Raw genomic sequence first — 26,914 nt, forward strand, 5'->3', positions numbered from 1 at the left:
GGCGATCGATGTTTTCCTAATCCATCCTCGCATCCACCACCACATGCCACACGCCCGGCGCGTACTTCTTTATTCTTCGCATCCCGATAATCTCCACCTTTCGCCCCTCTTTCTTCGCAGCCTCAATTATCCTCTCGGCAGGGCGGCGCTCTATCTCCTCAGGCACTGCCTCATGGTAATGAAGAATCCCGCCTGGCAAGAGTGCGCGAATACCCTGCGGAAGATATTCATGCGCGTCCAGATATCCCATTATCACCCTGTCCGCTATCCCGCGCGGAGTAACAATAGCGCAGTCCCCGGGTACAGGTTCAATTATATCCTCAACGTTGTTAAGGCTGATATTCTCCTTCAAATAACCAGATGCTGCAGGATTGATTTCTACAGCGAATATCTTTTTTGGTTTTGAATGTACCGCCATTGGTATGGAGAAATACCCGATGCCTGCGAACATATCCACGACAACTTCACCCCTCCACAGTTTGCTCATGCGCTTTCTTTCAGCGAGGTTTCCCTGCGAATACATGAACTGCATGGCATCGAGCTTAAAAAGGCAGCTATTTTCCTTGTGAATGGTTTCTGTTTTTTCCCCTGCAATGATTTCCCGCTGTGGCTGCCTCATTTTGCCATTTATTCCGTGGTCGAGAAGAACCGTCATGCATCTTGGATAAAGGGATAAAAGCGCCTTCCCTATCTTTGCTTTTCGATTCTCCAGTTCGGCTCGAAGCGAAATTATGATAATATCCCCGAGAATCTGCCATCCTGAGGGCAAAAGTTTTTTCTCGTACTCCGGTATATCAAGAATATCGCCAAGTGTCTTTTTCGGGAAATAGAATTCAGGATTTTCCTGCTCGATGAAGGGATAACCGGTGGTGTTGGTTTTTACCGGGATTTCAACAAAGCCATTCTTTTCAATAAGCTTTCTTGTTTTATCAAGCCCATCCCCTGAAAGCATTTGTTGCCTTATGGTTTCAGCTTCTTCACCGCTGACAAGAACAGCCTTCATGAATTTCTTACAATATACAGGATATCGCTCAGGATTGAGCTTGCGGTCTCAATCGAACCCGCCCCTTTCCCGCTGATGGTGATTCTTCCTGCAAGGTCTGTGAGTATGGACGCAACGTTCAATGTGCCTCCCACAGCAAGCGGATGCCTCTTCGGGACAAGCCGCGGCGCGACTGTGAGCTTATTCCCTGCCTCGCATACGAGTTTCACCACGTAATTATTCTTATTCGCAAGCTCAAGTGCTTCGGGCGTGATTTTGGTGATGCCTGTAACCTCAACATCCCTGTATGTTGCATCCTGCCCGAAAATGGAGTTTGCGATAATCACCAGTTTGCAGGCTGAATCAATGCCCTCCACATCATACGTGGGGTCTGCTTCCGCTATCCCGAGCTCCTGCGCCTCTTTCAGCACAAGTTCATAGGGCATCCTCTCCTCTGCCATCCTCGTAAGGATGTAATTGCAGGTGCCGTTGAGTATGCCTTCAATCCCGATGACGGTATTTCCAGCCAGAGCTTCATGGATAAGGTTGAAAATCGGAACTGCCCCGCCCACGGTAGCCTCATATCGAAAGTACAGCCCGTTATCCTCGGCTGCTTCCTTTAACTCGGTAAAGCGCAGTGCAAGAGGACCTTTATTTGAGGTGACAACATGCCTCCCGACTGCGAACGCAGCAAGCATGTTACTTAAACCCGGCTCCCCGTTTTCGATATTGGTGGGAGTAACTTCCACCACAATGTCATGCTCTACATCGCGGATAATATCAAGGGAAATCTCTTTTCCTTTTGCAACAGTGCCTTTCTGTTTTTTTCTCCTAAGCGCACTTTCAAGATCAATTCCCTTTGTATTTATTTCGCTGCCTTTTGAATCCGATATCCCGACAACGCGCAGGTCGATGCCCTGCTCAATAAGAAGCTCCTTTTTTGCAAGGAGCGAGCGCGCCACTCCCTGTCCAACAGCGCCGAACCCGATGATGGATATCCTGACTGTCTTCATGTTCCCTCCGAATTTGATGAATCCGATGATATCCATTCTTTCTCGACGGGTTCATCAAAATTCAACCTTATGGGTTCTATCATGAGCAGGTCTTTTTTATGCGCCACTTCACGAAGAATGTCAAGAGCCTTGCCCAGTTCTTTCTTGCCCACTGCATTGATGACAAGATATGCGGATGAAGCCTTCTCTATTGCAGGCATGGAGAGCGACATGTCCACAACTTCTGCAAAACCAGTGGAATCTATTTTGTCTATGGTATCTCCCAGGTCTGAATGAACAATGTGCCCTATAAGGATTACAGAAACCGCAGATCTCAGCCTTTCTTCCCCCACCCTTGCTACCTTCACGCCGCTGTTCTCAAGCCGTTCTATGAGTTTATCCAGAACCCTGTGTTCAATCTCAAACCTGACCTGTACGGGTATTGCCCCTCTCGGGGTTTTCTCGTCGTGCTGGTGTACCACGCTCATAATGTTGCCGTGTAATTCTGATATAGGTGAAAGCGCTAAAACAAGCTGCCCCGGAATATCCTTGAGTTCAAGGGTCATGGAAACAATCATGACCCCCACTATGCAGAGGTGAGTAATAAGTTTTTTTGGTGGCTACGGTACTATTTGTTGATGTCTTTCAATGCAAGCATTCCACCTGTTGCAGCCGCCATCCCGCCTATTACTACTGCATATAGCCCGTAACCGATACTGGACTGAATAGTTTCTCCTAAAATTGACCCTGAGAATAAACTAACATCCCGAAGGCTCCAGAGATTGACCGCCCCTCCGCCTATTATAAGGATGCCGCATGCAATCAATGCCAAACTTTGTAACTTCCCCCTTAGAACAAGCGATATTGCGAGGCTTGCGATTCCAAGGGCAAGGACTCCTATTCCCTGGAATTCCCAGTTAGTATTTTTACCAATGAGCCCCAGCAGCATGCCGCTTCCACTTATTGAGAAAAGACCGCTCACCGAGAGGTTGGATGTTGCGCTTGTTGCACTGAACCAGGGGAGAAAGACACTGATAATAGAGATTATTCCACCGACTATGGCCAGGATCTCTGCATTTACGATACAGTTCTTAGGTTCCATCCGTGCAGTCCTATGCTTTCCTTATATAAATTCATTACCACTTGGCCCTTTATCGGATCAAATCTACCATCAAAGCTTTCACTCCCTCTCCTTCACAAGCGCCTCAACCACCGAAGGGTCTGCCAGCGTTGTGACATCCCCGAGATTATGAATATGCGCTTTTCCTCAAGTAATGATTCAATCGTGTTTTCCTCTACCATATTTCACCTGCTCAAGAGCTTAATTTACAGTTGTCATTAAATAGATTGTCCAGACCTGAACATAGTTGTGATAGAATTTTAAGTAATATTCATATCTTATTAAGGCTAAAAACTGTGAATAACTGTTTTTTGTCTAAAAAATACTACCCCTTTGTTTCAACTGGAAAATAACCTCTATTTAAACTCAAAGCTTATATAGCATAACTACCATCTATTCACATGTAGTTCACAACAAATATTTCACCCAGAAGGACATCGGAGGGGAATCCGGATGTTCTGCTGTTCGCCTCGATGGGGCGAACAGCCCTCCTATTTTTGAGGCATAATGAAAATACGTCTTGAAATCGAAGGAAAAAATGCAGGCAGCTTGAATTATAAAGGGCAAGATGCGGCAGAGCTTGCGGTAAATTATCTAAATTCAATCGAAGCCGATGAAATGTTCATTCATCTGGTTAAGGACGACGGCACGAGAGCAGATGCTAGGTTCGAAGGCGAATTCCTTGCGATATCTGCAGCTAAATTTATAATATCGGCTGCAAAAACTAAAATTGAGCTGCAGGAAACAACATTTTCGACCGGTATTGACGGTTCACAGTCTCTCACGCTGAAAGAGCGTCTGGAGATGTTTTTGCGATTTGAATATCCAAGGGTCTGGTTCTCATCCCTTGATGTGAAAAGGCAATATGAGAGCGTTTACGGGAAGATTAACCTGAGCACCGTATCCACGTATCTTGCACGGATGTATCGTGACAATATACTTCTGCGGAAAGGAAATCGCAACCAGAGGGAATACAAGATTAGAGATGGAAGTACCCTTCCAGGTATGGAAGTGCTGGCAGAATAATAAACGGGTTGATGAGCTGACCTTTTTTTCAAAGGCTCACAGCACCCTCGCAACACTGAATTTGTGTTGGCTTTGCCGTGAATCGCGCTCCATGCGCTTTCTTAATTAGCACCCTAAACAGGAGAAATCCCAGTCGAACCACTTTCCTTTTAGACCTTGAATGGTCACGGGGCATTTACACCCTGGAAACTTGGATTTATATTCCAATGTGGTTTTCCTGCCGATCCCTGCTAGCTCATCATAGCGTGCACCTTATTGCAGTGCAATAAGGTAAATAATTATGTTGTTTTGTGGCGATTAATAGTTTTCGATAACAAAAATGATAAAAGATAAGATAACTAACTGTTAATGGTTTCAAGCTTGAACATCACGTTCAAACCCTGCAGTGTAACCTGGACTTTATCACCAAAACGCAGGATCTCTTCTACATTCACATTTTTCCCCCATTCATAGACATAATCGTGGGTGCCCTGCATTGGCTTAAACCCAAGGGACATAAGACGCTGATTAATCTCAGACGGCTTTGCTCCTTCACTATTAAACCATACGATTAGATAGCTTCTCATAGTTTCCCTTATTATTTTAATGTTTTATCATGTTTTTGGTCATTCTCCAGCATATCCCAACTCAGCTAATAGATTTTTTGCTACATCAAGGGAATCTTCTTTACTTTTTGCTTTGATGAGCATCCTGCCGCTGGGGTACATTGAGATTTCAACTCCCTTATAATCCAACAGTAATATATGTTTTGTCGCTACCCTTGTATTCAAAACGCGGCTTGCGCTAATCAGGTCGATTTTGATATTGGTACTAACTTCAAACGCTGTTCTGCCTGAACACAATCTGGCTGAAATTACCATATTTCTTATTTCTGCCAGATGCAAAGGAAATATATAAGCATGCGTACAAACTCAATGAAAATATTATGCTCAGGTTGCGAACTGTTTTATATTTATTTTTATTAATACCTGTGGCATCGGCAGCCAGCGATAGCCTGTTGAATGGAACCAGTATTTATCTTGCCACAGGTGATTCCTATGGGCTGTACCAGGGGTATGTACTGACTCTAAAAAGTGTAAGTGGTGATTCTGTCTGGCTTCAATTAACAGAAGATGATAACATTGTAAAAAGTGAAATCGTGGCTATTAAAGGTTATTTCACGTACAATAAAACCAACAGGACGATACTATCTATTAAAGTTGATAATATATATTCGGGTTCATCTGAACAAAACCTTGTTTCGCTATTCCCTGTTTATCAGTATACCGATCCCGGGAAGCCTTTGCCGAATATAACAAGAGCAATACCAAAAGATACCCAGAATTCAGTTAATGACAGCTCATCTGTTAGAATATCTACTCCAAGAGAACCGGTATTCTGGTCAGTGGGAATAGTTTTCATTCTAATTCTTTTGTATATCATGCGTAAATACTGGTGATTATGAAAAACTTTAGGAAGGTTTTATCAAAAACCTTTGCGTCAGTTTACACCGCACAACCGTCACGTCAGTTGACGCCGTACGACTGTCACGCCAGACGCTTGCGTATCCACCTATTGCTACGCAATACGTGTGTGCATCCTCAAGGGGCGCGACCCTTGACATATGGCATCGCCATACGTGGATTCATAAAACGAGGGATGGCTTTATGAAGGTCTTGAAAAAAGAACTCAGGTTCAATGAAGGGGAGATTTCACTTATTACCGAATCCCTGGACGATCTCTGGCATCTCAAATATATCCTTGAGCCACACGACATCGTTTACGCATTCACCAAACGGCGAATAGAAGGCGCCACAGACAAACTGAGGCCCGAAAAGGCTGATAAAAAAACCATCCGCCTTGGAATAGAGGTTGAGAAAGTCGAGTTCCACAGGTTCTCAAACCGCCTGCGCGTGCACGGGATTATTGCAGAGGGGGGGATTGATGCAGGCGCTTATCACACGCTTAACATCGAGGAAGGGACTAATCTTTCAATAATCAAGCAATGGAAGAACGACCAGCTTGAAAGGCTCAGGGAAGCCGAGCTTGCAGCCAGGCGCCCCAGGGTAATAATCGCAACAATAGAGGAAGGAGAGGCTTGCATAGGAGTGGTGAGGCAGTACGGGGTGGAGGAATCCTCGTCGCTTGAGCAGTCGCTTGGGAAAGGCGAAGGCAATAAACGGAACGAGTTCTTCGGTGAATTTGCGTCGCAATTAAAATGGGCAGCGGAAAAGGTGGAAGCTGTGATCCTTGCCGGACCAGGGTTCACGAAAGAGGATTTTCTGGATTTTTTAAAGACAAAAGAACCTGAACTTGCAAAAAAAATACTTCTTGAGGATACCTCCTCCATCGGTGTATCTGGTTTCCAGGAGGTGCTGCGGCGCGGCGCAGTTGACAGGATAATGGAGGAATCCAGGATCGGAAGGGAGGCAAAACTCATCGAGGAATTGATGAAGGAAATATCAATAGAGGGCAAGGCTGCTTATGGTATGGAAGAGGTACGAAATGCGCAAAGCATGGGTGCTATCGAGACGCTGCTTATCACGGATGAGCTGCTCCGTACAGAGCGCGAGGGTAAGACCATTGATATTTTTTTAAAAGATGTTGAACATTCCCAGGGGAGAATTGTGGTATTCAGCACTGAATTTGAGCCGGGAAAAAAGCTTGAATCCCTTGGAGGCATTGCGGCGCTTCTCAGGTTCAAGGTGGCTGCATGAGCCTTGAGCATGCTGACGCTGATATACGCTACCTCCTCGACAGAGGCTATCCTCCCGGAGGTGCGGTGGCTTTTGTATGCAACCACTATCGCCTGAACGATGAGGCAAGGTTTCTTCTTTCACGGGCTGTTATCTCAAGGTCTGTTGCAGAGAAAAGAAGGGGGAAATTTCTGCCATGCGGTGCAATAAAAGGAAATAAGATCTTGATTGATGGATACAACATCGTAATCGGGATGGAAAGCGTTCTCAATAAAGAGGCTTTTCTGTGCGATGATGATGTTATCAGGGATATTAAGGGTATTTTCAGGAATTTTAAGGCTTCTGAAAACACCCAGGAAGCGGTTGAGCTTATACTGCAGTTTTTGAAGGAAAATAATCCGGATTATGTCTCGTTTATTCTGGATTCCCAGATCAGCAAGAGCGGTTTGTTTGCAAAGATGCTGAAGGAGAGAATCCAAGATTTTGGATTGATAGGAGAGGCAAAGACCTCAAAGCATGTGGATTATGATTTGAAACGTTCTAAAGATATTGTCGCATCAAGCGATGGGGTGATAATCGATGCCGCAGAAAAGGTGGTAAATTTTCTCTCCTGCCTTGTATCAGGATACCCGCATCTCGGGGCAAGTGTTGCCAGGATAAGCGATTTTTCAGGGCAAATATCATGAAAAAAATCGGAATTGCAGTAACTGACCCGCATGACTGGACTGGTGTTGCTCTCTGTAATGCCGTTAAGCATTACGGCATGAATCCAGTGAAATTCAGCTTCAGTGAAGCGACCTCGAATATCTCATCAGGCTTCATATACGCAGGCAAAAGCGATTTAACAACACTCGATGCAGTCGTCGTTCGCGACCTCGGACCTGCCACAAATAGCGATGCTGCTTTCAGATTCGATATCATATGCCATCTCAAAGAGCTTGGAATCCCGGTTATCAACTCGCCTGAAGCAATAGCAAAAGCTGCGAACAAGTACGTCTCAAGCTTTTTGTTCCAGAGAAATGGCATCCCGACGCCGAAAACTGTGGTTACAAACAACATGCGTGAGGCTATCGGTGCGCTCTCTTCCTTTACCTGCGCTGTGGTGAAGCCTGTTTTCGGCTATAAAGGCATAGATGTGGAACGGGTAGAGGATAACGATAATGGTAGGCGAAGGCTTAAAGCTCTGCTTGAAAAAAACGCTTTTCTCTACATGCAGGAATTCATACCCAATCCGGGCAGGGACATCAGGGTATTTGTGGTGGATAACAGGGTTGTGGGTTCGATATACAGGGTTGCACCAGCCGGAGGATGGATAAATAACCTGAGCCAGGGAGGCAGTGCGAAGCCCTGCATATTGACCGATGAGCAGAAAAGATTGGGCTTAAAAGCCACAAAAGTAATAGGCACGGTTTATGCAGGCGTGGATATTATAGAGGGGGATAAGGATTATGTTATTGAGATCAATGGAACGCCTTCCGGGAAAGGTATATTCGAGGCTTGCGGAGTGGATGTGACGATGAAGATTGCGGAGTATTTATACCACTTGATATAATTAATGATAGTACATAAAAGGAGGACAAAACAATGGTAACACCAAAGTTGCTTTATGTATCTGAACAAACACCACAGGGTCCGCATACGCTGGATATTTACTCCCGCCTGCTTGATGACCAGAAAATATTCCTCACAGGTGATATCAATGAGGATACGGCAGAAAGCATCATCGCACAGCTTCTTTATTTAGAGGCGAAAGAATTCGAAGGCGATCTCCACTTTTACATAAACAGTCCTGGAGGAGTGATTGCTGCAGGTCTTGCCATCTACGATACCATGCAGTGCATCAAATGCAGTATCGAAACCATCTGTATTGGACAGGCAGCCTCGATGGCTGCGATTTTGCTGGCAGCGGGAGCCGAGGGGAAAAGGGTGGCGTTTCCCAATGCACGAATGATGATACACCAGCCCCTTGGCGGCGCACAGGGACAGGCATCGGATATAGAAATTCAGGCGAAAGAGATGAACAGAATCAAGAAACGTCTGGATGAAATCCTGGTTTATCACACAGGGCAGCCCATGAAGGTCATAGAGAGAGATACTGACAGGGACTTCTTCTTTACAGCAGAAGAGGCAGTGGAGTATAGGCTGATTGATAGAATAGTGAGAGCTGGTGAGGGAGTGGCGAAGAAATGAAATCCCAAGTTCAAGGGATTTTTGCAATTCGATGAATCCCACTGCAACCCGTTAACTTAAGTTAATTCAGGTAGCAATAGCCTTAATGAAACAGGAAATGTCAAGCGTGGACGTGGCAGCAATAATCAGGGAGCTGCGTCCCCGCCTTCTCGATGCTAAAATCGAAAAGATATACCAGCATTCTCAGGATGAAATGAGAATTGGATTGCATATTTTCAAGGAAGGAAGGGCAAATCTTGTAATCGAAGCCGGAAGGCGCCTGCACCTCACAAAACATCCTGAGACTGCGCAAAAGTTCCCTCAATCTTTTCCCATGCTGCTTCGAAAGCACCTGAGCGGAGGAAGGATAGCCGATATTTCGCAGTATGATTTTGACCGCATAATCGAACTCCAAATCCAGCGCGGCGAGGATAGGACAATACTGCTGATCGAGCTTTTTTCACGAGGCAATATCATTTTGTTGGACTCTGAAAAACGGATAATACTGCCGCTAAAATCCATCAGCTTCAGGGACAGGAAGGTGATACGGGGAGAGGTCTATGAGCTTCCGCAGGCGCAGCTAAGCCCTGTCACAGCTACGCTGGATAATTTAAAAGAGATGTTCTCTCGATCAGACTCTGATATCGTCAGGACTCTGGCGACACGCATGAACATGGGAGGGCAGTATGCTGAAGAACTCTGCCTCCGCGCCGGGGTTGAAAAGAATACGCTTGCGCGGCAGCTGGGCGATGTTGCATCTCTCCTGAGCGCTCTTTCGGATGTTTTCAAGCCTCTTGCCGCAGACCTGAAACCTAATATTGTACTGAAAGAGGGAAAGCCGATAGACGTACTCCCCTTTCCGCTGTCCCAGTACGAAAAAAACGAGAAGAAATATTTTGGCACTTTTAATGAGGCGCTGGATGAATATTTCAGCACGGGAGCCGAGAAAAAGGGTGCGGAGGTAAAAGAGGGAAAAGAGATAAAACCGGAAAAGCTCGGGGTGTATGAGTACCGGCTGCAGAAACAGATGCAGGCACTGGCGAAGTTCAGGGATGAGGAAAGAAATCTGGTGCATAAGGGCGAACTGATATACGGGAATTATCAGACCATCGATGGAATCCTGAACGCCATCAGGACTGCAAGGGATAAGGGATATTCATGGGACGATATCAAGAGCATCCTTAAAAAATCTGATATGCCTGAAGCCGGGGCGATCAAATCCATCAATCCAGACAAAGGGACTGTTAACGTAACTCTTGATAATGAAGAAGTTGAACTTGATATCAAACTCTCAGTGACGCAAAATTCCCAGGTCTATTACGATAGATCAAAAAAACTATCCTCAAAGATAAAAGGGGCGCTTCTGGCAATCGAGGCTACAAAAAACTTAACAGGAAAAGAAGAGGCTCCGAAGACCCGGCTGAAACTCCCTGTGCACAAACAGAAATGGTTCGAGCAGTTCAGGTGGTTTTTCTCCTCTGACGGGTTCCTTGTGATAGGCGGAAGGGATGCAGAGAGCAACGAAAATGTCGTGAAGAAATATCTTGAGAAGCGGGATATCTTCTTCCACGCCCATGTCTCTGGTTCGCCTGCCGTGGTCATCAAAACGGAAGGAAAAGAGGTTCCAGAAACCACGCTCACGGAAGCGGCGCAGTTTACGGTATCGTATTCGGGCATCTGGAAATCAGGACAGGTGAGCGGGGACTGCTACTGGGTATTACCCGAGCAGGTCTCAAAGACGCCGGAATCAGGAGAGTATGTGGCAAAAGGGGCTTTTGTGATCCGGGGCAAGCGCAACTATTACAAGGATGTCATGCTGGGCGCTGCTCTTGGCATTATGCTTAACGAGGGGAAACGACTGATAGGAGGACCTGTGAGCGCAATCCGAAACAGGGCGCAGTTTGTTATCGAGGTAGAGCCTGGGGAGTTTAACCAGAACGACCTTTCAAAGAAGATTTACAGGGTGCTTGGCGATAAATTCGAGGATAAAAAATTTATTAAGACTATTGCCTCGCCAGACAGGATTGCAATGTTTTTGCCGCCGGGCGGGTCGAGGGTGAAGGAATAATGAGTATACACTTTGCGTTCTTTGCGCCCTTTGCGATGGATTCGCCAAGCAGCGACTGATGCGGACTCGTACGAACTGGTCGAGTTCGTTGTTTTTTGTTAAGTTTTGGGGCACTGGTGATTGGTCGGTTTAAGAGAGCACCAAAACCAGTTTTAATAAACTAAAATCATGCCGGAACTGCCTTCGACTTTTTACTTTTAGCACCCGCCGCACTTTTATCGCCGGCATATTTTATCTCAACTACGTGACCTTTTATAAGAGGACCCCACTTTTTATCAATCTCTGGATCGCTCTCTATTTCCTTTATAAGGTCTTCCTCATCTTTGGCTGTGAATTTTCTCATTGTATTACCTTTTAACCATTTCCCTATATAACCTTTTGCGACTCTCTGGGGCATCGTATGCTGTAATTAAAAGCATCTCATCTCCTCCCACCGGTTCTAAGACTAACACCAGAATCCGCCCATACGATTCTCCCAACACTAAATATCTTAAAACTCCTTTTACTATCCTCCTTTGGATGGTAAAATATCCTGCTAAAACTTTATGAACTTCGGATAGGTCAATTCTATGCTTTGCTATATGCCATATAGTGTCTTCATCATATACTAACTTAATTTTTTTCCAATCAACCATCAAACAGAGGATGATATTCAGCCCTTTAATACTTTCTAATTGCCTTTTTACTGCGCCCTATAGTTTTAATGTCTATGCTGACCCTGCTCTCCTCCAATATAATCTCAACCGCGCGCCGGCGGGGCGGGCGGTGCGGCTGGGGGCTACATGGGTTTGCGGAGGCGCCGCAGATTTATAATTTTTGTAATATACTTATAAGCTTTGCGTTCTTTGCGCCTTCGGTGGGTGACAACTACCCGAACTTCACCACAGGGCATGCCCATGTGCATTTCCCGCAGCGGGTGCATTTCCCGTTGAGCCTTGCTGTTCCATTGACGCTGATCGCCCGCACCTCGCACTGTCCCACGCACACACCGCATCCCGTGCATGCCAGCGCTCGCCTTATTGTCTTTTCCGCAAGCCCGATTAATTCCCTTGTCTTTTCTGCGTCGCTGCCTCTTGCAACCACCGTCCCGCTGGCATAAACATGGACATTATCCTCTCCGCGTTGAGTAAGTATAACGCCGTCAATCGAGTTTGTATCTCCGATTACACCGAGCAGCCCCGTCTCTTCTATCAGAGGGAGATTTAACGGCATTCCGAAACTGCCTTCTGCTGTAACCCCGCCTGCCCTGCAGGGTCGGTATCCAACCACCACGGTAAATTTAACTGGCTTTTTCTCATGCTTCCGGACAAGGTTTATGCCCTTTTTCTCAGCCATCATTCTAATCGATTTTGGAAGAACCTGCCAGCGCCAGAAGCCGTATGTCACCCACTCCTGCGGCAGCCCGTTGTGCAAAGCATGTTCTTTGAGGTATTTTTCAAGCTTTTCATACAATTCGGGATGTATTTCACCCAGCCGAGAAAAATCAGCCATGCTTGCCGAGGGACACAGCCAGCATCCTATCCTGTCGAATCCCTCTTCGTACAGAGGATTGTATTTTGCCTTTTTCCAGAAAAGGTACAGCCATACATGCAGTGCTGTCCAGTTTTGAATAGGCGTGGCAGCTATCTGATTCCCTACCCAGGGATTCTTCCAGATATGTTCGCTGTTAGCCCTTATTTCGCTTTCGTATTTTCGCTGGCCTATGAATGTCAGGCAGCCGTTTTCATAGTTTTCCTCTATGATCTGCGTTATAGCCCCGAGCTTGCACACCTTGCAGCACCATCTGGCTTCAACTGTGGGAGGTCCGAAATTATCTATTGCCTGCCAGAAAGACTCGCCTGAGGAGCGCAGCTTCAAAGGCAAAGAAAGCTCCTCTGCTATCTGTCTTACATTATCAACAGTCTCCCTGAATTCAAGACCGGTGTCGGCAAAAAGGATATCGAACTCCGGCACGGCATCGCGCACAAGAAGCACTGTTGCAAGGCTGTCTTTCCCGCCTGAGTACGAGACTGTAACAGGTCTGTTGGTGGTTTCTGCCACGTTTTTTATGAAGCTGTGTGCTTTTTCCTCCATTTTTTTCAGTATATGTATATTCGCCTGCACAGCATCGTCCCATGTCCTTTTTTGTTCCGGATATGATTGCCCTATAGCTTGCGGTTTGCCGTTCCAGCGCGTTTTTACAGCCATGCCCTTCTCATGCGTGAGCATCCTCTCTGCGCTCATCCTGGCTCTTCCAGTAGCGATAACCTCTTTTTGCGGCGTCAGTACAATGACCTCGTCATCCTCCATGATGCCGGCATCCGCATCGTTCACGCCCGGCGCAAGCACCGAAGCCCCTTTTATGATAAAATCTACCGCACCCCTGTCCACAATTATCCATTTCTTCCCGCTGGCAAGAAGCCTTGCCCCGTCAAGCCTTGGGATGAATACCCATTCCATCTTTTCAAGTTCAAAGCGCAGCGAACCCATCACTGCGCCGTCAAAAATCACCTCATCCATCCTGTCCTCGTAGGGCGCCTTGTTCAGCACCACGAGCCTGCTCATTGGTATGAGTTGTACCCCGAACTGTTTTTCTGTCGTCCTGTTAATAAGGTCAATATCGTATTGGAAAGCGGGTCTCACATCACCAGGAGGGGTTATATCGATTTTTTTGGTGGCAGCTGTGCAGGCGCAGGTTTTCCCGAGTACTGGCAGGTTGCAGGAAGGGCACCAGTGCAGGAGGAGTTCGCCGAGGTAATGGGTCACATCTAATCTTTCTTAAGCCACGGCATCATGGCGCGAAGCTCCTTCCCGACCTTCTCTATCTGGTGCTCATTCTCCTGTCTCTCAAGCGCGGACAAAACGGGTCTGTTCGTTTTTCCTTCAAGCACGAACTCACGGGCGAATTCACCGCTCTGTATCCTGCGAAGCGCTTCTTTCATTGCCTGGCGCGACTGCTCATTTATTATCTTGGGACCTACAGTTAAGCCGCCGTACTCTGCGGTATTGGATACATAATACCACATCTTGCTCAAGCCCCCCTCATGTATCAGGTCAACTATGAGCTTTAATTCGTGCAATGTTTCAAAGTACGCAATCTCTGGCTGGTATCCTGCTTCAACGAGTGTTTCAAAAGACGCCTTTATCATGCTCGTGCATCCGCCGCACAGGTCAACCTGCTCGCCAAAGAGGTCGGTCTCGGTTTCTTCCCTGAACGTGGTCTCTATCACGCCTGCGCGCGTGGCACCGATTCCTTTTGCGTAAGCCATGCCGATGTCCCATGCATGTCCTGATGCATCCTGGTATATTGCAAGAAGTGCAGGAACGCCTATGCCTTCGGTATATGCGCGCCTCACAAGGAAGCCTGGACCTTTTGGTGCGACCATTATCACATCCACGTTCCTGGGCGGCACGATCTGGTTATAATGGATGTTAAAGCCGTGCGAGAAACACAGCGTTTTGCCTTCACTCATGTTCGGCGCAATCTCGGTTGCATAGATAGCAGCCTGTATCTCATCGGGCACAAGCATCTGGATTAAATCTCCCTTTTTTGCTGCATCAGCCATTGTCATGACCGTAAGCCCGTCTGTCTTTGCCTGCGCCCATGACTCGCCTCCCTTCCTCACGCCCACGATGACATCCAGCCCGGAATCGTGCAGGTTCTGTGCCTGTCCCGCGCCCTGGCTGCCGTAACCTATAACAGCAATGGTCTTATCTTTCAATCCGCTTAAATCTGCATCCTTCTCATAGAATATTTTTACCATAGTTATACCTTCTTTTCTCCTTTCATACATTAAGAGGGGATATAAATGTTTCATAAATCAAATAGTAAAATATATAGACATACCGAATGATATACCAAACTCAAGGTGCTAAAATGAGTATTAAACTAGGATTCGTGGTTTCAGAATTCAATCGTGATTTAACAATCCAGATGGAGACCCTTGGAAAGGAGCATGCTGCTTTTCTTGGAGCCTCGGTTGAGAAAATTTTATACGTCCCGGGAGTTTTTGATATGCCTCTGGCAGTAAAGAAACTCGCAGAGGATGAGAATATCGATGCAGTAGTAACAATCGGATGCGTTATACAGGGAGCAACCAAACACGATGAGATAGTAATACAGCACGCCTCACGGAAGATAGCAGACCTTGCTCTTGAATATAAAAAGCCTGTAACGCTTGGAATCTCAGGACCCGGCATGAGCCGGCTTGATGCACACGAGCGTGTAGAATATGCAAAACGGGCGGTCGAAGCAGCCATTAAAATGGTTAAAATGTTAAAAGAATAAGGCAGCATTAAAAGCGGCGCTATTGCAAATATTTATCGTCAGGATAAAATCAATCCAGCATAACATATAAACACAACAAAACACATAGTTAACATAAGGGAGGATTACGTATGGAAGTCAAGATGCCGGTAAAAGAAATAATGACAAGGGATGTCGTGACAATAGATATCAAAAGTGATGTTCAGCACTTAGCCAGAAAATTGCTTGAATATGATGTTGGCAGTGTCATCATCACGGATAAAAGCCAGCCTGTGGGAATAGTCACAGAGCGCGATATTGTCAGGAAAATCGTATCCAGGAATCTCAATCCGGATGATATTTCCATCAAAGAATTGATGACAACTCCTCTTTTAACCATACCTGCAACAGAGGACGTCACAGGTGCCATGCACATGATGTTAAAAATGCAGATACGGCGATTGCCGGTTGTTGAAACTGGAAAGCTCGTTGGTATCGTCACCGATATGGATCTCATCGCAGTTTCAGCAGAAATGGGAAGTATCTTTTCCGATCTTATCAAAATGCATCGGGAAAAGATTTCGATAGAAACCCCGCAAAAGATTCTTCGCGGCATCTGTGAGGAATGCGGGGATAATGTGGATAACCTGTTCCTCGTTGATGGAAAGCTCCTTTGCGAAAGCTGCAGAGAGACCCTGGAATAGCAAGCAGAATTTTAAATAACATATTTATACACGAGAAAAGGAGTAAGAGGCTATGAAAGTGCAAGATGTAATGACAAAGAATCCTGTTTTTGTACACGACTCGGATTTTATGACACATGCGCGCCAGGTGATGAGGGATAGAAATTATCGTACGCTGCCTGTGGTGGATTCCAAGAAAAGAGTAATCGGAATCCTGAACGAAAAGGAAATATTAAACATATATTCCACTAAATCCAACGTTACTGTGGAAGGTTATGCATCCGAGTTCCCGTTTGTCTTTCCTGATGCGGAAATGATGCAGGCTGCAAGATTGATGATAGAGTCAGGACTCGGGCGCGTTCCAGTGCTGAAATCCGGGCAGGACAAGACACTGGTAGGCATTCTTAGCATGGTGGATATATTCAGGAACCTGAACCTTGACAAGATTCCCTCAAAAAAGGTTTCTGAAATAATGACCACCGATGTTAAAACATGCTCTCCAAAGGACAATATAGCCAAGGTCTGGCTCAACATGAAAGAGACAGGTTTTTCTGGATATCCAGTGGTAAAAAACGATGAACTCATAGGCATGGTAACCCGGCGCAATATAATCAAAGCTGGCTATGCGAGAATCGAAAGGGAAGATGAGCACGGCACCAAATCTACCATGTCCCCGTCTGTTGAAAAGATCATGAGCACTCCGGCTTATTCTTTAGCTCCAGAAACGGGTTTAAAGGAAGCGATTCAGGCATTCATGAAGCTTGATGTAGGCAGGCTTTCCGTGGTCAATGACGGAAAACTTGTAGGTATAGTTGATAGGAACGATATAATAAAAGCGTTCGTTTAAAGGTGTTTTATGAATATCAGGAATAAAACTAAAAAAGGGCAACAGGATCCCAGAGGGTATATGCGGAACATGGCGCCAATTGATTTTAAATCCAGGATTTCCGAGAGATCGGGAGATATAATGACCATTGCGTCAAGGGAAGTGGTGACAATTCCGCCCACGACGCCGATAATAGACGCTGTAAAAACCATGCTTGGTAGAGGTTTCAGGAGACTTCCAATCGCCGATGCAGGTACCAACCGCTTGAAAGGAATAGTGACCTCGCAGGATATCGTAGATTTTCTTGGAGGGGGCAAAAGAAATTTGATTGTAAAGAACAGCTTCAAAGGGAATTTACTTTCCGCCGTCAACGCCAGTATCAGCGAGATTATGGAAGAAAATGTTGTCTCCCTTAATGAAAAAGATTCGCTAAAGGATGCCTTGAATACAATGCTAACAGAAAATATAGGAGGCATACCTATCACTGATGGTGAAGGAAGGGTGTCCGCCATAATCTCAGAAAAGGACTTTGTCTTTTTCGTCTCGGGTATTGTCACAGGCAAGACCGTGGACGACTACATGAGTAAGAAAATAGTGACCGCGCCGTCCGAGATGTCGGTTGGGACTGCGACCAAATCCATGATAAATAATGGTTTCAGGAGGCTTCCTATTATCAAGGATAATGTCCTTATAGGCATAATAACAGCTTCGGATATCATGCGTTTCTTGGGAAGCGGGGATATTTTTAACAAGCTTATAACTGGCAATGCAAAAGAGGTATTTGAGGTACCCATCCGCACCCTCATCAGAAGGGATGTTGTTTACACAAGGTCTGAGATAGACCTCGGGGAAGCTGCTGGCGTTATGCTGGATAAGAACGTAGGCTCGCTTCCAGTGCTTGAGGAAGGCGAATTGAAAGGGATTATAACCGAGCGTGATTTTGTCCGGGCATTGGCAGAGTAGGAGTATGATATGAAAATCAAGGATATAATGAGTTCACCGGTCTATGTGGTATCGCCTGATGAAAACGTGGCAAGAGCCAGAAACCTGATGCTTCGCCATAAGATCGGAAGGCTTGTAATCATCGAGAATAATAAGCCCATCGGGATAGTGACAAAAAAAGACATAAGCAGAAGGCTTAACCAGGCTGAACCCCAATGGCGGCGCCGCCCAATTGACCACATACCTGTAAAAAAGGTTATGACCGAGAGCATGATAACGATATTTCCCGATGCAACGCCCAAGCAGCTCGCTGAACTGATGAGTGAGAATAATATAGGAGGGCTGCCCGTTGTCAACAATAAAAATGAAGTGATAGGAATAGCCACAAAGTGGGATCTAATCAGGTATTTCTCAGAATTAGATCTTCCGCTGAAAGTCAAGGATTTGAAAATCGAGTCAGCCCTTACGGTTCACAGGCATCATACCATCAGCCACATTCTTCACGAACTCGATGCGAATTCAATGGATAGAGCCGTTGTTCTTGAGGATAACGATATGCCTGTGGGAATCATTACAAGTTCAAATCTTGCTTTCACAGAAATGAAAGATAAAAAAGGGGGTCTGCCTCAAAAGGAGATAAAGATGACCCGTAAGGAGAGCGCCGCAGGAAAAAAACAATACAGGTATATAAGCGAAGTGCCGCTCGTTGCTGAAGATATCATGTCAAGCCCTCTTATTACCATTAAAAGCGACGACCTTGCAACGCATGCCGCAGGCATAATGGTTAGAGAGAGAATCAACGGGCTGCCTGTGCAGGGCAATGGGATTATGGGGATACTGACAGGAGAGAACATTGTAAAATCAATAATGACAATGTTTGATGAACCCGTCGAAAAGAGTTGAATATTATTGGGTTCATCAAAGTGAGATGATAACATGAAAATAAAAGACATTATGAAAGAACCACTTTCGGTCCATAAATCGGATAAGATTTCACATGCTATGCAATTGATGGATAAGCATGATACGCGCAGGCTGCTCGTAATAAACGGCAGCGAACTTCTGGGCGTGATTACGGTGAGGAGCATTGCCAGCAAACTCGGGACGTGGAAGACTTCAAATCTTCCGGCATCTTCGCTCCATGTTGCAGCCGCCACGACGGATATGTTCAGAAAGGTGCTTCCTGATACAAGTATTGAGGATGCAATTGCGCTGATGGACAGAACAGGCGGGATTCTCGTTGTGAGTGATAACAGTAATATCCTGGGATGGGTGACACCTCATGAGATCCTGAAAACGGCTAAAGCTGTGAAAGGGTATGCTGCTGAAATCATGAAGGAACCCATATCAGTAAGTCCCGCGGACAGGGTCTCGCATGCAAGGCGCATCATGCTGGATAACGATATCGGAAGGCTTCCTGTGATCGAGAACGTCGATGTGGTGGGAATCGTAACAGAAAAGGATGTGGCAAGAGCAATGATGAATTTCAGGGCTCTCGTACCCGATAACCAGCAGGATGGAAGGATTCGCAACCTCATCGTGGAGGATATCATGACCCGCAACGTGAAATCTGTCAGGACGAATACTCCCATATCCGAGGTCATATCTCTAATGCTGAATGAAAACATAGGCGGAGTACCTGTTTTGAATCTCAAGGACGAAATTGTGGGTGTTATCAGCAGGAGAGGGATTATCAGGCATCTTGCCGTGATGACCCCTTCCAAAAAAGGATGAATAGGATGAGACAGGATGTCTCAGAACTGGTTAATAAATTAGATGTTGAAAAGATATCAAGGCTGCTTGAAATCCCTGAGCACAGGATAACCGGAGCGCTAAAGAGAAAGACGCTGCAGTATGTTCGCTCAAAGCCTGAGTTATTCAGGTTTGATAAACCCATTTCTTCAGCCGAAGGTGGCACAGCCGTATTCATAGAGCCGTTCGATATAGTACGCGGTTTTCCTAAGATATCGCGCACATTGTTGCTTTATCCGGCTTTGACGAAACAATTCTCTTCATGCAGAAAAGTGGTGGTGGAAGAGAAGATGAACGGTTACAATGTTCGCGTGGCGCTTGTAGGGGATGCGCTTGTTGGGCTCACGCGTGGGGGTTTTGTATGTCCTTATACCACAGAGAAAGCCAATGACTTAATCGGGCTTGAATTTTTCCGGGACAATCCTGAGCTGGTGCTGTGCGGGGAGATGGTTGGTCCGGACAGTCCTTATGTGCCTAAATCCTTTTACGATATCGAGTCGCTTGAATTTTTCGTTTTCGACATACGGGAGAAGATAACGGGGAAGCCCATGCCTGTGATGAAGCGCAGGGAGCTTATGGAGGAGTACGGGATAAAATCAGTCAGGCTTTTTGGGGAATTCGATGTAAACGAGGCGCATATTGAGATTGCGAAAATTATCAGGGAACTGGGCAGTGCAATGCATGAAGGGGTGGTTATCAAAGACCCTGAGATGTTTCTGCCTCCTGTGAAGTACACAAGCTCTCAGAGCAACTGCGCCGACCTGAGATACGCTTTTGAATTCTACAACGACTTTGGCAGGGATTTTTTCTTCGGGCGGGTGTGCAGGGAAGCCTTCCAGTCTGTGGAGTGGGGCGAGGATGAGGGTTCATTGAGCACGCGATGCCTCCAGCTCGGGGAGAGTATTCTCATGCCCATGATTAAGACCATTAAGAAGAAAAAAGCGGGCGAAAGAATCGCTGAGAACGTGCAGATAAGGGTGAGGAGCCTGGATACTGTTAAGAAATTCGAGGAGTACCTGAGAATGCTCGGGGTGGATGCTGTGTTTGAAGAGCCGGAGCAGGTAGGAAATGAATACCTTGTGAGGATTAAAAGGATAAACCAGAGCACCAACGACAAGACCGAGGCGATACTGGGCGGTCAGTTGTGGAGTTGAAAAAATTCAGGGGTATTTCAGACCGAACTCACTTAACCTCTCTTTCGCAATCTTCCTCTTTTCCTGATGTTCCTTCAAAAATTCGCGCATGAGCTCTGCAACATATTTCTTGCACTTTCCGCACACCCTTGTTCCTCCCACGCAGTCCTTATAAACCTCAAGAAGCTCGTTGTCGTCTTCAATTAGATGGTAGAGCAATAATTCATGCACCGTGCATACATCAGGCTCGCCTCCGAGCTTCTTCTGCTCCTCCAGCGTCACCCTTCCGCCTGTCTTTGCGCGCAGAACCTTCTTTTCCCCATCTTCGGGCAGGTCTGTGAGGGCTATGTAGCTCTCAGGGACGCTGCTTGACATCTTGCCACCCTGTAAGCCTGTCATGAACTTGTGGTATGTAGAGGCGGGAGACATGAAGGCATAACCTCCGTATTTAAGTTCAACTTCCCTGACCACAGGTTCGACCTCATCCAGACTTCGTGTTAAAACATCCACATGCTCTTCGTAGAGCTTGCCGCCTGTGCGCTTTGCTATCTCAGATAGAGCCTTTTCCGGGGCAGCTTTCCCTCGTACGCTTATAAATTCCTTTTCTGCTCCGTTTCTTTTCTCCACAACGAACATATTCATCTTATACGCAAGACCGCGCGTCAGCCTGATATGCGGGTCCTGGTCTGCGCCCACGGGAATCACCACAGGTTTTGGTCCTCCAAATTCTTTTAATTGCGGATGCAGTATGTCTGCGCTCTGCGTGAGCGCACTTACCATGTGCGAGATGTTCGTCTCGCCGTTGAAACCATAGATGGCTGACATCTCTGAAAAATTGGCTTTTATGCCAAGCTCGAAAGCCAGGCTTTTAACAATATCGGATTTTGACTGGAAGTAAATATGTGCTCCTGGTTCAAGACCGAGGGCTATAGCGCTTAAAATATAATCTTTACCCAGATCCTCGCATTCCTTCCAAGTTTTACCTCTCACAGCATGCGCCTCCATGTCAGCTATAGCCAGAAACACATCCCCGCCCTGCTGCTGGTGCCAGATAATCTCCTCCATCACCATCTTATGCCCGAGATGCGCCTTACCCGAAGGCATGAATCCGCTCAGGGCTGCAAAAGGTTTCCCTGAAAGCATCGCCTCGAGGACAGTTTCATAACTCCTGTGTCCGAAAATAACATGCCTGCGCATGTATCTGTGCGGGGTGGGTATTTTTCCAAGAAGGTCATCGAACCTTGATATACCGAACTCGTCAAAGAGTTTAGAATAATTATCTATCTTAACTGCGCCCCATGGGTCGAGGGTTGTCATGCCCTCTATTCTGGGTTTGTAGATATGTAAAGGTTATTGTGGTTAGGTTCTGTCAAGCTGTTACAACATGCCTGAAAAAAAGGAGGATTGTCCGAGGGGGGATTTTCGCCCCCTAATAGCAACAGAGGAGCTACCCATAGGAGGTGGGCTCGGACACTGGGCTATAATTATCATCATCATTATGCCCATAATTATACCATACATATACCTGTAATATTTAAGGCTTTCTATTAAATTTAAAAAAAATTAGAAAGTATTAATTTTTGACCGGAAAAGATTGCTTCATTTTATATTTTCCCTTATACTCCTTGCAATCTCATCGAACGCAGGCGGTCTTATCTGGAAAACATCAATGCCTTCAGGGAACTCGATCGGTCTTCCATCGGTTATGATAAAGACGCCGTTAGCATTTTCCGGCAGTTCATTTATTATTTTCGAGGCAAGCTTGCCCATCTCATCCTGCGTTTCCTGAATCTTTTTTACAAGATAGTTCCTCCAGCCTTCAAAATCGATATCCTTGCCGTAAAAGCCCTTATGGATTTCTTCGATCTCTGGAAAGAATGATTTGGAATATTCCTCAAAAAGCAGCTTCGACCGCATAATATATTCTCTTTTATCGATTCCCCTGAGCTTTGCGCCTTTATCCACCAGATTCTTTATTAATTTGTAATGGCTGCTTTCTTTTTCGAATTTATCGAAAAATTCTATTCCTATTTTCTCATCGTCGTTAATCCCTTCGAGATACAGCACGCTGATATCTCCATAAGTTGGGATGAAATAGTCTATTTTTTCCCTGACCTCGCTCCAGAACCGCTCAACCTTTGCAGTATCGAGCTTAAATTGGAAAGCCATTTCTTCTAAGGGCAGCGTCGGAACCACGTAGAGTTTGCGTTTTGCTGTGAAGCCTTTCGCTTCAGGTTTTTCTATTTTACCAAGCTCAGTCATATTATAACTCTTATTATCCTGAAAATATAAACATTATTCATGCTGTTTTAAGCGAATCAAGAATCTCTTTTAATGCCCCTTCATAGGTTCGAAGGTCATGCTGGCTGTGAAGCACAAACCTCACCTCTTCAAACCCATTATTTTTCTCAAGGAATTCCACAACAGCCCTGACGGCGACTCTGCTTGCCTTCTCGATCTGGTACCCGTATGCGCCTGTGCTGATGGACGGGAATGAGATAATCTTTAATCCCATCTTCTGGGCAAGATCAAGGCTGCTAATATAAGCCTGAGCAAGCAATTCCGGCTCTCCTCCATCTCCCCCGCTCCAGATTGGTCCGACAGTATGGATAACTTTTTTTGCTTTCAGTTTTCCTCCTGTTGTCATCACAGCTTTACCTGTGGGCAGACCATCAGGGTATAATGTCTGTCTGATAATTTTGCACTCTTTCAATATCTCCGCTCCCCCTTTCCTGTGTATGGCACCATCCACCCCACCCCCTCCAAGAAGGCTGGGATTTGCTGCATTGACTATGGCATCGGTATCCTGTTCAGTGATGTCTCCAAGTACGAGGATTATTCTTGTGGTTCCAGTAATGGTTTCCATTATTTGTTGAGATGGAATCGCTTATTTTAATTCTTTTGGTGCATATTCTCAGCTCGATAGCTATATATATTTTCGTAACACATGTGTTACATATGGACACTACTATCAGGAACATAGACCCTTTCGTTTACAAAAGATTGAAAGAAAAAGCAGCAGCAGAGGGCTTATCCATTGGGGATGCGGTCACAAAAGCTGTCAGTGAATGGTTAGGTCTTGCGAAAAAAAAGAAGAAAAGTATCCTTGAAATCAAACCAGAACATTTTGGCTACCTGTATCGAAATTTGAGTGAAGAGATCGATGAGGTACTGTATAAAAAGGAGACGGCTTGATATTCCTGGATTCCAGTGCAATTATTGCGTATAAAAATGCAGATGATGTAAATCACAAAAAGGCTGTTGAGATTTTTCAAAAACTTAATGAAGGAAAATACGGCATTGGAATTATTTCAGAATTTATATTCTCAGAAGTCACAACAGTTCTTGCGCTAAGGAAAAGCATTGATGCTGCTAAAGAAGTAGGAAATGTTTTACTAAATGCCAAAGAAATCGAAATAATGAAAGCGAGCGACGTATTTGAGAGGGCATGGGAAATCTTCATAAATCAAGAAAATACGGCTCTGAGCTTTGTTGATGCTTCCAATCTTGCATGCATGGAACAGAAGAGGATAAAGAAGATTGCAACTTTTGACAAGGATTTCCTAAAAATAAGCGAAGTTGAGGCTGTGACTGGTTGAAGGTGCTTGTATCAGCAATTACTTACTTAGAAATTCCTTAACTACCGATTCAACTTCCTGTGCTACAACTTTAAATTCCCTTCCCGCATCTATTACAACGAACCTTTTCGGCTCCCTTTTCGCGAGTGCCAAAAAATTCTCCTGCACCTTTTTCAGGAACTCGATTTTTTCAAACTTTGTATGGTTCCCCCGAACACCGCAACGCGAAACCGCAACACCTGGGTCTATTGTAAGCAGGACGGTCAGATCCGGAACAATCGTCCAGCCTTTATGAATTTTTTGTATCCATTCCATCGGATCATCGAAAAGACTTGAAAGCGTGGCGCCCTGATAGGCATACCTGCTGTCAGAATACCTGTCTGAGATTACTATTTTTCCTTCTTCGAGAGCGGGTCTGATTACTTTGGCTATATGCTCCGCATGGTCGGCTACAAATAGAAACAGCTCAGCCAGAGGGTCAGCCTCAGAGCCTATTGATTTTTTAACTGCCTTTCCAATCCAGCTTTGGGTTGGCTCCTTTGTAAAAACAGCTTCAGTGAATTTAGTTTTCAGCATTTTTGCAATGCTGGTTTTTCCTGTCCCGTCAATTCCTTCAAGAGTGATTAGTTTTCCTTTTGACATTCTGGCTATATATCGCAGTTTTAATGAAAAAGCTTATCCATTTTCCAAATAGTTTTAATTGTAATAGATTAAGTGAGATTAAAGCTTTAAAGATGCTGGTAAAATGAAGAAAAAAATTCCTCAAACAATAAAAACAATTTTAGCTGAAGCCAAAAAGCGCCTTAAGCAAATCTACGGAGATAAACTAAAAGATATTATTTTATATGGTTCCTATGCCCGTGGAGATTTTACTGAGGGTTCGGATATAGATATTATAATTCTTTTAGAAGATATGAAAGAACCAATCGCCGAGCGCAAAAAATATTTCGATGCAATTTGGGAATTAGATCTGAAATACGATACGCTGATTTCTATAATCCCGTTCAAGGAGGAAGAATACAGAACGAGAAGATTACCGCTTATACTCAATGCAAAAAGAGAAGGATTTTCTTTATGAACGAGGGAAATATCTATGGACATCAAGACCACAGCCCGCACTGAACTCATCGAGATAACCGACCGAGTACGCGCAATAGTAAAAGAAAGCGGCGCAAAAGACGGCATCTGCGTCATCTCTACGCGTCACACCACAAGCGGGATAATAGTTAACGAGAACGAGCGCGGGTTAAGAAGCGATATACTGGCGATGTTAGAAACGCTTGTCCCTGAGAATAGAAATTACGCCCACAACCAGATAGACAATAATGCCGATTCGCATCTTAGAGCAGTCCTTCTTGGCAATAGTGAGATTATACCAGTTGAAGATGGACATCTCATTCTCGGAACGTGGCAGAGTATATTCTTTGTGGAACTCGATGGACCGAGAAACCGCAGCGTGAATGTAAAAATAATAGGGGGTTTGATGAACCCATCTAAAAATGAATGAATAAAATCAGGTTCATCAAAGCTAGAAAGTATCCAGCTCTCCTCTGGTAATCATCTCTGTAATCTTTGTGATATCCGCCAGCCTCCTGTCTATGATGGCTTCTGACTCTGATTTGATGACTTTCATATTCGCACCGTCTTGGGGTATCACCTGGGCGCTGGCAATCAGAGGCTGGTCAATGGGCTTCCCAATCTGTGAAAGGATGCGGATGTACACGTCCTCAATCCCTGAAACATTCTCTGCAATATCTTTTGCTATCTGGTTGGAGAGAAGGTTGTACAGCTTGCCTACATGGTTTATCGGGTTCTTGCCGCTTGTGGCTTCCATGCTCATCGGTCTGTTCGGGGTAATCAGTCCGTTGCACCTGTTCCCCCGCCCTACCGAACCATCATCACCCATCTCGGCTGAAGTCCCCGTAACTGTGAGATAAACCGAGCCGGTTTTTTCATCATCGCCTGTGTTAACGAATACCTCGACCTCGCGGTCTGTATATTCCGCTGCAAGGTCGCAGATTTTATTGCGCAGTTCCTCTTTTATTGAAAAATAGTGGTCCTGGTCATCGATATGTTTTCCTATCATCGCACATGCCACTGTGAGAGTTATGTCATCGTTCTTTCTCATACCCATAACCTTGATATCAGTTCCAATTGCAGGGATTTCTTTCTTGAAATTCAACACCATCTGCCGCTCGGTGTTATACACAATCTGCTCCACCTCAGAGAAGGGGGCATGTCCCACGCCAAAAGAAGTATCATTAGCCATAGGAGCTTTTCCGCGTTTGAACACACTCTGGAGGTCGGTTGAGCCCACGCCGAGTTTGCAGTCGATTATAACATCATGTTCTGAATCGATGTCAGGAAGTGTGGTTCTCAGGTATTGTTTTGCGGCTCTTACTGCCGTGGTGTCGGTTGGGATTTTTATGCCCTCGAATTCTTTTGTAGCTCTCCCTACAAGGAGAACATAAATCGGTGAAATGAGTTCCCCGCCTTTATATTGCGGGCAGGAACGTCCTGCCACAACTTCAACCTGGTCGGTGTTGTGATGAAGCACTGTTCCGCATTTTTTAATATATTCGTTGCACAGCGCCCGGCTTACCGCCTCTGCAAAGCCGTCAGCCATGCTGTCTGGGTGCCCGACCCCTTTTCTCTCTACAATTTCAATTTCCTGTTTTTCGATTGGAGTTTGTGTGATTTTTTCAACGCGAATATTTCTTGCCATTAGATTACCTCAAAGGTT

Annotated in this window: 34 protein-coding genes; 19 read left to right on the forward strand and 15 right to left on the reverse strand. The window is 45.5% G+C overall.

Translation table 11 applies throughout. The features are described 5' to 3' along the window. Window positions 1–16 precede the first annotated feature (16 nt). The 4 genes from O8C68_13015 to O8C68_13030 are packed head-to-tail and all read right to left on the reverse strand — an operon-like array spanning window position 17 to window position 3,076. Complete coding sequence (locus O8C68_13015) at window positions 17–1,003, reverse strand: class I SAM-dependent methyltransferase family protein (GenBank protein MCZ7396712.1); 987 nt, start codon at window positions 1,001–1,003, stop codon at window positions 17–19. Continuing rightward, window positions 1,000–1,995, reverse strand: a complete 996-nt coding sequence (locus O8C68_13020) for a homoserine dehydrogenase (protein MCZ7396713.1) — start codon at window positions 1,993–1,995, stop codon at window positions 1,000–1,002. Before O8C68_13020 ends, O8C68_13015 begins: the two co-directional genes overlap by 4 nt. Continuing rightward, window positions 1,992–2,552 (reverse strand): amino acid-binding protein, encoded by a 561-nt coding sequence (locus O8C68_13025; protein ID MCZ7396714.1) that lies wholly within the window; start codon window positions 2,550–2,552, stop codon window positions 1,992–1,994. Before O8C68_13025 ends, O8C68_13020 begins: the two co-directional genes overlap by 4 nt. 50 nt (window positions 2,553–2,602) lie before the next feature. Further along, window positions 2,603–3,076: a hypothetical protein gene (locus O8C68_13030; GenBank protein MCZ7396715.1), complete on the reverse strand. Its 474-nt coding sequence runs from the start codon at window positions 3,074–3,076 to the stop codon at window positions 2,603–2,605. A 525-nt stretch (window positions 3,077–3,601) separates the two neighbouring features. Between O8C68_13030 and O8C68_13035 the strand changes: the two genes are divergently transcribed. Continuing rightward, complete coding sequence (locus O8C68_13035) at window positions 3,602–4,120, forward strand: hypothetical protein (GenBank protein ID MCZ7396716.1); 519 nt, start codon at window positions 3,602–3,604, stop codon at window positions 4,118–4,120. 338 nt (window positions 4,121–4,458) lie between these two features. On the opposite strand, the gene O8C68_13040 is transcribed toward O8C68_13035, so the two are convergent. Together O8C68_13040 and O8C68_13045 are read right to left on the reverse strand one after the other, a co-directional pair. Continuing rightward, window positions 4,459–4,686: a hypothetical protein gene (locus tag O8C68_13040; protein MCZ7396717.1), complete on the reverse strand. Its 228-nt coding sequence runs from the start codon at window positions 4,684–4,686 to the stop codon at window positions 4,459–4,461. Window positions 4,687–4,725: 39 nt separating this feature from the next. Beyond that, on the reverse strand, window positions 4,726–4,980 hold the full coding sequence (locus O8C68_13045; GenBank protein MCZ7396718.1) for a hypothetical protein: 255 nt from the start codon (window positions 4,978–4,980) through the stop codon (window positions 4,726–4,728). A 65-nt stretch (window positions 4,981–5,045) separates the two neighbouring features. Between O8C68_13045 and O8C68_13050 the strand changes: the two genes are divergently transcribed. The 6 genes from O8C68_13050 (at window position 5,046) to rqcH (ending at window position 11,032) form a co-directional block, all read left to right on the forward strand. After that, window positions 5,046–5,558 (forward strand): S-layer protein domain-containing protein, encoded by a 513-nt coding sequence (locus O8C68_13050; GenBank protein ID MCZ7396719.1) that lies wholly within the window; start codon window positions 5,046–5,048, stop codon window positions 5,556–5,558. Between the two features lie 208 nt (window positions 5,559–5,766). Then, a complete protein-coding gene (locus tag O8C68_13055) occupies window positions 5,767–6,816 on the forward strand; it encodes an mRNA surveillance protein pelota (GenBank protein ID MCZ7396720.1) in 1,050 nt (349 codons plus the stop codon). Continuing rightward, a complete protein-coding gene (locus O8C68_13060; protein MCZ7396721.1) occupies window positions 6,813–7,481 on the forward strand; it encodes a DUF434 domain-containing protein in 669 nt (222 codons plus the stop codon). The genes O8C68_13055 and O8C68_13060 overlap by 4 nt, the downstream gene beginning before the upstream one ends. Next, window positions 7,478–8,347, forward strand: coding sequence for a RimK family alpha-L-glutamate ligase (locus O8C68_13065; protein MCZ7396722.1), 870 nt, complete (start codon window positions 7,478–7,480; stop codon window positions 8,345–8,347). The genes O8C68_13060 and O8C68_13065 overlap by 4 nt, the downstream gene beginning before the upstream one ends. A 32-nt stretch (window positions 8,348–8,379) precedes the next feature. After that, on the forward strand, window positions 8,380–8,985 hold the full coding sequence (locus O8C68_13070) for an ATP-dependent Clp protease proteolytic subunit (protein ID MCZ7396723.1): 606 nt from the start codon (window positions 8,380–8,382) through the stop codon (window positions 8,983–8,985). A gap of 85 nt (window positions 8,986–9,070) precedes the next feature. Continuing rightward, window positions 9,071–11,032, forward strand: coding sequence for a ribosome rescue protein RqcH (gene rqcH / locus O8C68_13075; GenBank protein ID MCZ7396724.1), 1,962 nt, complete (start codon window positions 9,071–9,073; stop codon window positions 11,030–11,032). Window positions 11,033–11,198: 166 nt separating this feature from the next. Here the strand turns inward: rqcH and O8C68_13080 are convergent, their stop codons facing one another. The 4 genes from O8C68_13080 to ilvC form a co-directional block, all read right to left on the reverse strand. Continuing rightward, entirely contained in the window at window positions 11,199–11,375 is a 177-nt protein-coding gene (locus tag O8C68_13080) for a hypothetical protein (GenBank protein ID MCZ7396725.1), read from the reverse strand. A 4-nt stretch (window positions 11,376–11,379) separates the two neighbouring features. Then, window positions 11,380–11,667 carry a hypothetical protein gene (locus O8C68_13085; protein MCZ7396726.1) on the reverse strand — a complete coding sequence of 96 codons (288 nt, stop codon included), beginning with the start codon at window positions 11,665–11,667 and terminating at the stop codon, window positions 11,380–11,382. A 232-nt stretch (window positions 11,668–11,899) separates the two neighbouring features. Beyond that, complete coding sequence (locus O8C68_13090; GenBank protein ID MCZ7396727.1) at window positions 11,900–13,777, reverse strand: phosphoadenosine phosphosulfate reductase family protein; 1,878 nt, start codon at window positions 13,775–13,777, stop codon at window positions 11,900–11,902. A gap of 2 nt (window positions 13,778–13,779) precedes the next feature. Beyond that, window positions 13,780–14,775 (reverse strand): ketol-acid reductoisomerase, encoded by a 996-nt coding sequence (ilvC, locus tag O8C68_13095; protein ID MCZ7396728.1) that lies wholly within the window; start codon window positions 14,773–14,775, stop codon window positions 13,780–13,782. A gap of 113 nt (window positions 14,776–14,888) precedes the next feature. On the opposite strand from ilvC, the gene ribH reads away from it, so the two are divergent. The 7 genes from ribH to O8C68_13130 all read left to right on the forward strand — a co-directional run bounded on the left by ribH (window position 14,889) and on the right by O8C68_13130 (window position 20,614). After that, entirely contained in the window at window positions 14,889–15,299 is a 411-nt protein-coding gene (ribH, locus tag O8C68_13100) for a 6,7-dimethyl-8-ribityllumazine synthase (GenBank protein MCZ7396729.1), read from the forward strand. Between the two features lie 110 nt (window positions 15,300–15,409). Then, complete coding sequence (locus O8C68_13105) at window positions 15,410–15,961, forward strand: CBS domain-containing protein (GenBank protein ID MCZ7396730.1); 552 nt, start codon at window positions 15,410–15,412, stop codon at window positions 15,959–15,961. 52 nt (window positions 15,962–16,013) lie between these two features. Continuing rightward, window positions 16,014–16,787, forward strand: coding sequence for a CBS domain-containing protein (locus O8C68_13110; GenBank protein MCZ7396731.1), 774 nt, complete (start codon window positions 16,014–16,016; stop codon window positions 16,785–16,787). Window positions 16,788–16,907: 120 nt separating this feature from the next. Continuing rightward, window positions 16,908–17,729, forward strand: a complete 822-nt coding sequence (locus O8C68_13115; protein ID MCZ7396732.1) for a CBS domain-containing protein — start codon at window positions 16,908–16,910, stop codon at window positions 17,727–17,729. A 9-nt stretch (window positions 17,730–17,738) separates the two neighbouring features. Beyond that, a complete protein-coding gene (locus tag O8C68_13120) occupies window positions 17,739–18,611 on the forward strand; it encodes a CBS domain-containing protein (GenBank protein ID MCZ7396733.1) in 873 nt (290 codons plus the stop codon). 33 nt (window positions 18,612–18,644) lie between these two features. Then, window positions 18,645–19,442, forward strand: a complete 798-nt coding sequence (locus O8C68_13125; GenBank protein ID MCZ7396734.1) for a CBS domain-containing protein — start codon at window positions 18,645–18,647, stop codon at window positions 19,440–19,442. A gap of 5 nt (window positions 19,443–19,447) precedes the next feature. Continuing rightward, the gene (locus tag O8C68_13130; protein ID MCZ7396735.1) at window positions 19,448–20,614 is read left to right on the forward strand and encodes an RNA ligase; all 1,167 of its coding nucleotides are present in this window, start codon (window positions 19,448–19,450) and stop codon (window positions 20,612–20,614) included. A gap of 6 nt (window positions 20,615–20,620) precedes the next feature. Here the strand turns inward: O8C68_13130 and O8C68_13135 are convergent, their stop codons facing one another. Then, entirely contained in the window at window positions 20,621–21,910 is a 1,290-nt protein-coding gene (locus O8C68_13135; protein MCZ7396736.1) for a tryptophan--tRNA ligase, read from the reverse strand. Between the two features lie 67 nt (window positions 21,911–21,977). On the opposite strand from O8C68_13135, the gene O8C68_13140 reads away from it, so the two are divergent. Then, entirely contained in the window at window positions 21,978–22,124 is a 147-nt protein-coding gene (locus O8C68_13140) for a hypothetical protein (protein MCZ7396737.1), read from the forward strand. A gap of 68 nt (window positions 22,125–22,192) precedes the next feature. On the opposite strand, the gene O8C68_13145 is transcribed toward O8C68_13140, so the two are convergent. Both O8C68_13145 and O8C68_13150 read right to left on the reverse strand, forming a co-directional pair. After that, complete coding sequence (locus tag O8C68_13145) at window positions 22,193–22,855, reverse strand: hypothetical protein (GenBank protein MCZ7396738.1); 663 nt, start codon at window positions 22,853–22,855, stop codon at window positions 22,193–22,195. Between the two features lie 37 nt (window positions 22,856–22,892). Further along, window positions 22,893–23,459 (reverse strand): O-acetyl-ADP-ribose deacetylase, encoded by a 567-nt coding sequence (locus O8C68_13150; protein MCZ7396739.1) that lies wholly within the window; start codon window positions 23,457–23,459, stop codon window positions 22,893–22,895. A gap of 92 nt (window positions 23,460–23,551) precedes the next feature. Here O8C68_13150 and O8C68_13155 point away from each other — a divergent pair, with 92 nt between their 5' ends. Then, window positions 23,552–23,788: a hypothetical protein gene (locus tag O8C68_13155; GenBank protein MCZ7396740.1), complete on the forward strand. Its 237-nt coding sequence runs from the start codon at window positions 23,552–23,554 to the stop codon at window positions 23,786–23,788. Further along, on the forward strand, window positions 23,785–24,192 hold the full coding sequence (locus tag O8C68_13160; GenBank protein ID MCZ7396741.1) for a PIN domain-containing protein: 408 nt from the start codon (window positions 23,785–23,787) through the stop codon (window positions 24,190–24,192). Before O8C68_13155 ends, O8C68_13160 begins: the two co-directional genes overlap by 4 nt. A gap of 18 nt (window positions 24,193–24,210) precedes the next feature. Here the strand turns inward: O8C68_13160 and tmk are convergent, their stop codons facing one another. Next, complete coding sequence (tmk, locus tag O8C68_13165; GenBank protein MCZ7396742.1) at window positions 24,211–24,813, reverse strand: dTMP kinase; 603 nt, start codon at window positions 24,811–24,813, stop codon at window positions 24,211–24,213. Window positions 24,814–24,916: 103 nt separating this feature from the next. Between tmk and O8C68_13170 the strand changes: the two genes are divergently transcribed. After that, on the forward strand, window positions 24,917–25,249 hold the full coding sequence (locus tag O8C68_13170) for a nucleotidyltransferase domain-containing protein (protein ID MCZ7396743.1): 333 nt from the start codon (window positions 24,917–24,919) through the stop codon (window positions 25,247–25,249). A 15-nt stretch (window positions 25,250–25,264) separates the two neighbouring features. Further along, window positions 25,265–25,678, forward strand: a complete 414-nt coding sequence (locus O8C68_13175) for a secondary thiamine-phosphate synthase enzyme YjbQ (protein ID MCZ7396744.1) — start codon at window positions 25,265–25,267, stop codon at window positions 25,676–25,678. A gap of 21 nt (window positions 25,679–25,699) precedes the next feature. On the opposite strand, the gene O8C68_13180 is transcribed toward O8C68_13175, so the two are convergent. Then, window positions 25,700–26,896 (reverse strand): methionine adenosyltransferase, encoded by a 1,197-nt coding sequence (locus O8C68_13180; GenBank protein MCZ7396745.1) that lies wholly within the window; start codon window positions 26,894–26,896, stop codon window positions 25,700–25,702. Between the last annotated feature and the right edge of the window lie 18 nt (window positions 26,897–26,914).

Origin of the sequence: Candidatus Methanoperedens sp. (assembly GCA_027460525.1) — an archaeon.
Classification (GTDB): Archaea; Halobacteriota; Methanosarcinia; order Methanosarcinales; family Methanoperedenaceae; genus Methanoperedens.

What these genes read in the sequence shown, in the direction of transcription:
- O8C68_13015 (MCZ7396712.1), bottom strand. Translation starts at nt 1,003, where the DNA reads ATGAAGGCTGTTCTTGTCAGCGGTGAAGAAGCTGAAACCATAAGGCAA.
- O8C68_13020 (MCZ7396713.1), bottom strand. Translation starts at nt 1,995, where the DNA reads ATGAAGACAGTCAGGATATCCATCATCGGGTTCGGCGCTGTTGGACAG.
- O8C68_13025 (MCZ7396714.1), bottom strand. Translation starts at nt 2,552, where the DNA reads ATGATTGTTTCCATGACCCTTGAACTCAAGGATATTCCGGGGCAGCTT.
- O8C68_13030 (MCZ7396715.1), bottom strand. Translation starts at nt 3,076, where the DNA reads ATGGAACCTAAGAACTGTATCGTAAATGCAGAGATCCTGGCCATAGTC.
- O8C68_13035 (MCZ7396716.1), top strand. Translation starts at nt 3,602, where the DNA reads ATGAAAATACGTCTTGAAATCGAAGGAAAAAATGCAGGCAGCTTGAAT.
- O8C68_13040 (MCZ7396717.1), bottom strand. Translation starts at nt 4,686, where the DNA reads ATGAGAAGCTATCTAATCGTATGGTTTAATAGTGAAGGAGCAAAGCCG.
- O8C68_13045 (MCZ7396718.1), bottom strand. Translation starts at nt 4,980, where the DNA reads ATGGTAATTTCAGCCAGATTGTGTTCAGGCAGAACAGCGTTTGAAGTT.
- O8C68_13050 (MCZ7396719.1), top strand. Translation starts at nt 5,046, where the DNA reads ATGCTCAGGTTGCGAACTGTTTTATATTTATTTTTATTAATACCTGTG.
- O8C68_13055 (MCZ7396720.1), top strand. Translation starts at nt 5,767, where the DNA reads ATGAAGGTCTTGAAAAAAGAACTCAGGTTCAATGAAGGGGAGATTTCA.
- O8C68_13060 (MCZ7396721.1), top strand. Translation starts at nt 6,813, where the DNA reads ATGAGCCTTGAGCATGCTGACGCTGATATACGCTACCTCCTCGACAGA.
- O8C68_13065 (MCZ7396722.1), top strand. Translation starts at nt 7,478, where the DNA reads ATGAAAAAAATCGGAATTGCAGTAACTGACCCGCATGACTGGACTGGT.
- O8C68_13070 (MCZ7396723.1), top strand. Translation starts at nt 8,380, where the DNA reads ATGGTAACACCAAAGTTGCTTTATGTATCTGAACAAACACCACAGGGT.
- rqcH (MCZ7396724.1), top strand. Translation starts at nt 9,071, where the DNA reads ATGAAACAGGAAATGTCAAGCGTGGACGTGGCAGCAATAATCAGGGAG.
- O8C68_13080 (MCZ7396725.1), bottom strand. Translation starts at nt 11,375, where the DNA reads ATGAGAAAATTCACAGCCAAAGATGAGGAAGACCTTATAAAGGAAATA.
- O8C68_13085 (MCZ7396726.1), bottom strand. Translation starts at nt 11,667, where the DNA reads ATGGTTGATTGGAAAAAAATTAAGTTAGTATATGATGAAGACACTATA.
- ilvC (MCZ7396728.1), bottom strand. Translation starts at nt 14,775, where the DNA reads ATGGTAAAAATATTCTATGAGAAGGATGCAGATTTAAGCGGATTGAAA.
- ribH (MCZ7396729.1), top strand. Translation starts at nt 14,889, where the DNA reads ATGAGTATTAAACTAGGATTCGTGGTTTCAGAATTCAATCGTGATTTA.
- O8C68_13105 (MCZ7396730.1), top strand. Translation starts at nt 15,410, where the DNA reads ATGGAAGTCAAGATGCCGGTAAAAGAAATAATGACAAGGGATGTCGTG.
- O8C68_13110 (MCZ7396731.1), top strand. Translation starts at nt 16,014, where the DNA reads ATGAAAGTGCAAGATGTAATGACAAAGAATCCTGTTTTTGTACACGAC.
- O8C68_13115 (MCZ7396732.1), top strand. Translation starts at nt 16,908, where the DNA reads ATGACCATTGCGTCAAGGGAAGTGGTGACAATTCCGCCCACGACGCCG.
- O8C68_13120 (MCZ7396733.1), top strand. Translation starts at nt 17,739, where the DNA reads ATGAAAATCAAGGATATAATGAGTTCACCGGTCTATGTGGTATCGCCT.
- O8C68_13125 (MCZ7396734.1), top strand. Translation starts at nt 18,645, where the DNA reads ATGAAAATAAAAGACATTATGAAAGAACCACTTTCGGTCCATAAATCG.
- O8C68_13130 (MCZ7396735.1), top strand. Translation starts at nt 19,448, where the DNA reads ATGAGACAGGATGTCTCAGAACTGGTTAATAAATTAGATGTTGAAAAG.
- O8C68_13135 (MCZ7396736.1), bottom strand. Translation starts at nt 21,910, where the DNA reads ATGACAACCCTCGACCCATGGGGCGCAGTTAAGATAGATAATTATTCT.
- O8C68_13140 (MCZ7396737.1), top strand. Translation starts at nt 21,978, where the DNA reads ATGCCTGAAAAAAAGGAGGATTGTCCGAGGGGGGATTTTCGCCCCCTA.
- O8C68_13145 (MCZ7396738.1), bottom strand. Translation starts at nt 22,855, where the DNA reads ATGACTGAGCTTGGTAAAATAGAAAAACCTGAAGCGAAAGGCTTCACA.
- O8C68_13150 (MCZ7396739.1), bottom strand. Translation starts at nt 23,459, where the DNA reads ATGGAAACCATTACTGGAACCACAAGAATAATCCTCGTACTTGGAGAC.
- O8C68_13155 (MCZ7396740.1), top strand. Translation starts at nt 23,552, where the DNA reads ATGGACACTACTATCAGGAACATAGACCCTTTCGTTTACAAAAGATTG.
- tmk (MCZ7396742.1), bottom strand. Translation starts at nt 24,813, where the DNA reads ATGTCAAAAGGAAAACTAATCACTCTTGAAGGAATTGACGGGACAGGA.
- O8C68_13170 (MCZ7396743.1), top strand. Translation starts at nt 24,917, where the DNA reads ATGAAGAAAAAAATTCCTCAAACAATAAAAACAATTTTAGCTGAAGCC.
- O8C68_13175 (MCZ7396744.1), top strand. Translation starts at nt 25,265, where the DNA reads ATGGACATCAAGACCACAGCCCGCACTGAACTCATCGAGATAACCGAC.
- O8C68_13180 (MCZ7396745.1), bottom strand. Translation starts at nt 26,896, where the DNA reads ATGGCAAGAAATATTCGCGTTGAAAAAATCACACAAACTCCAATCGAA.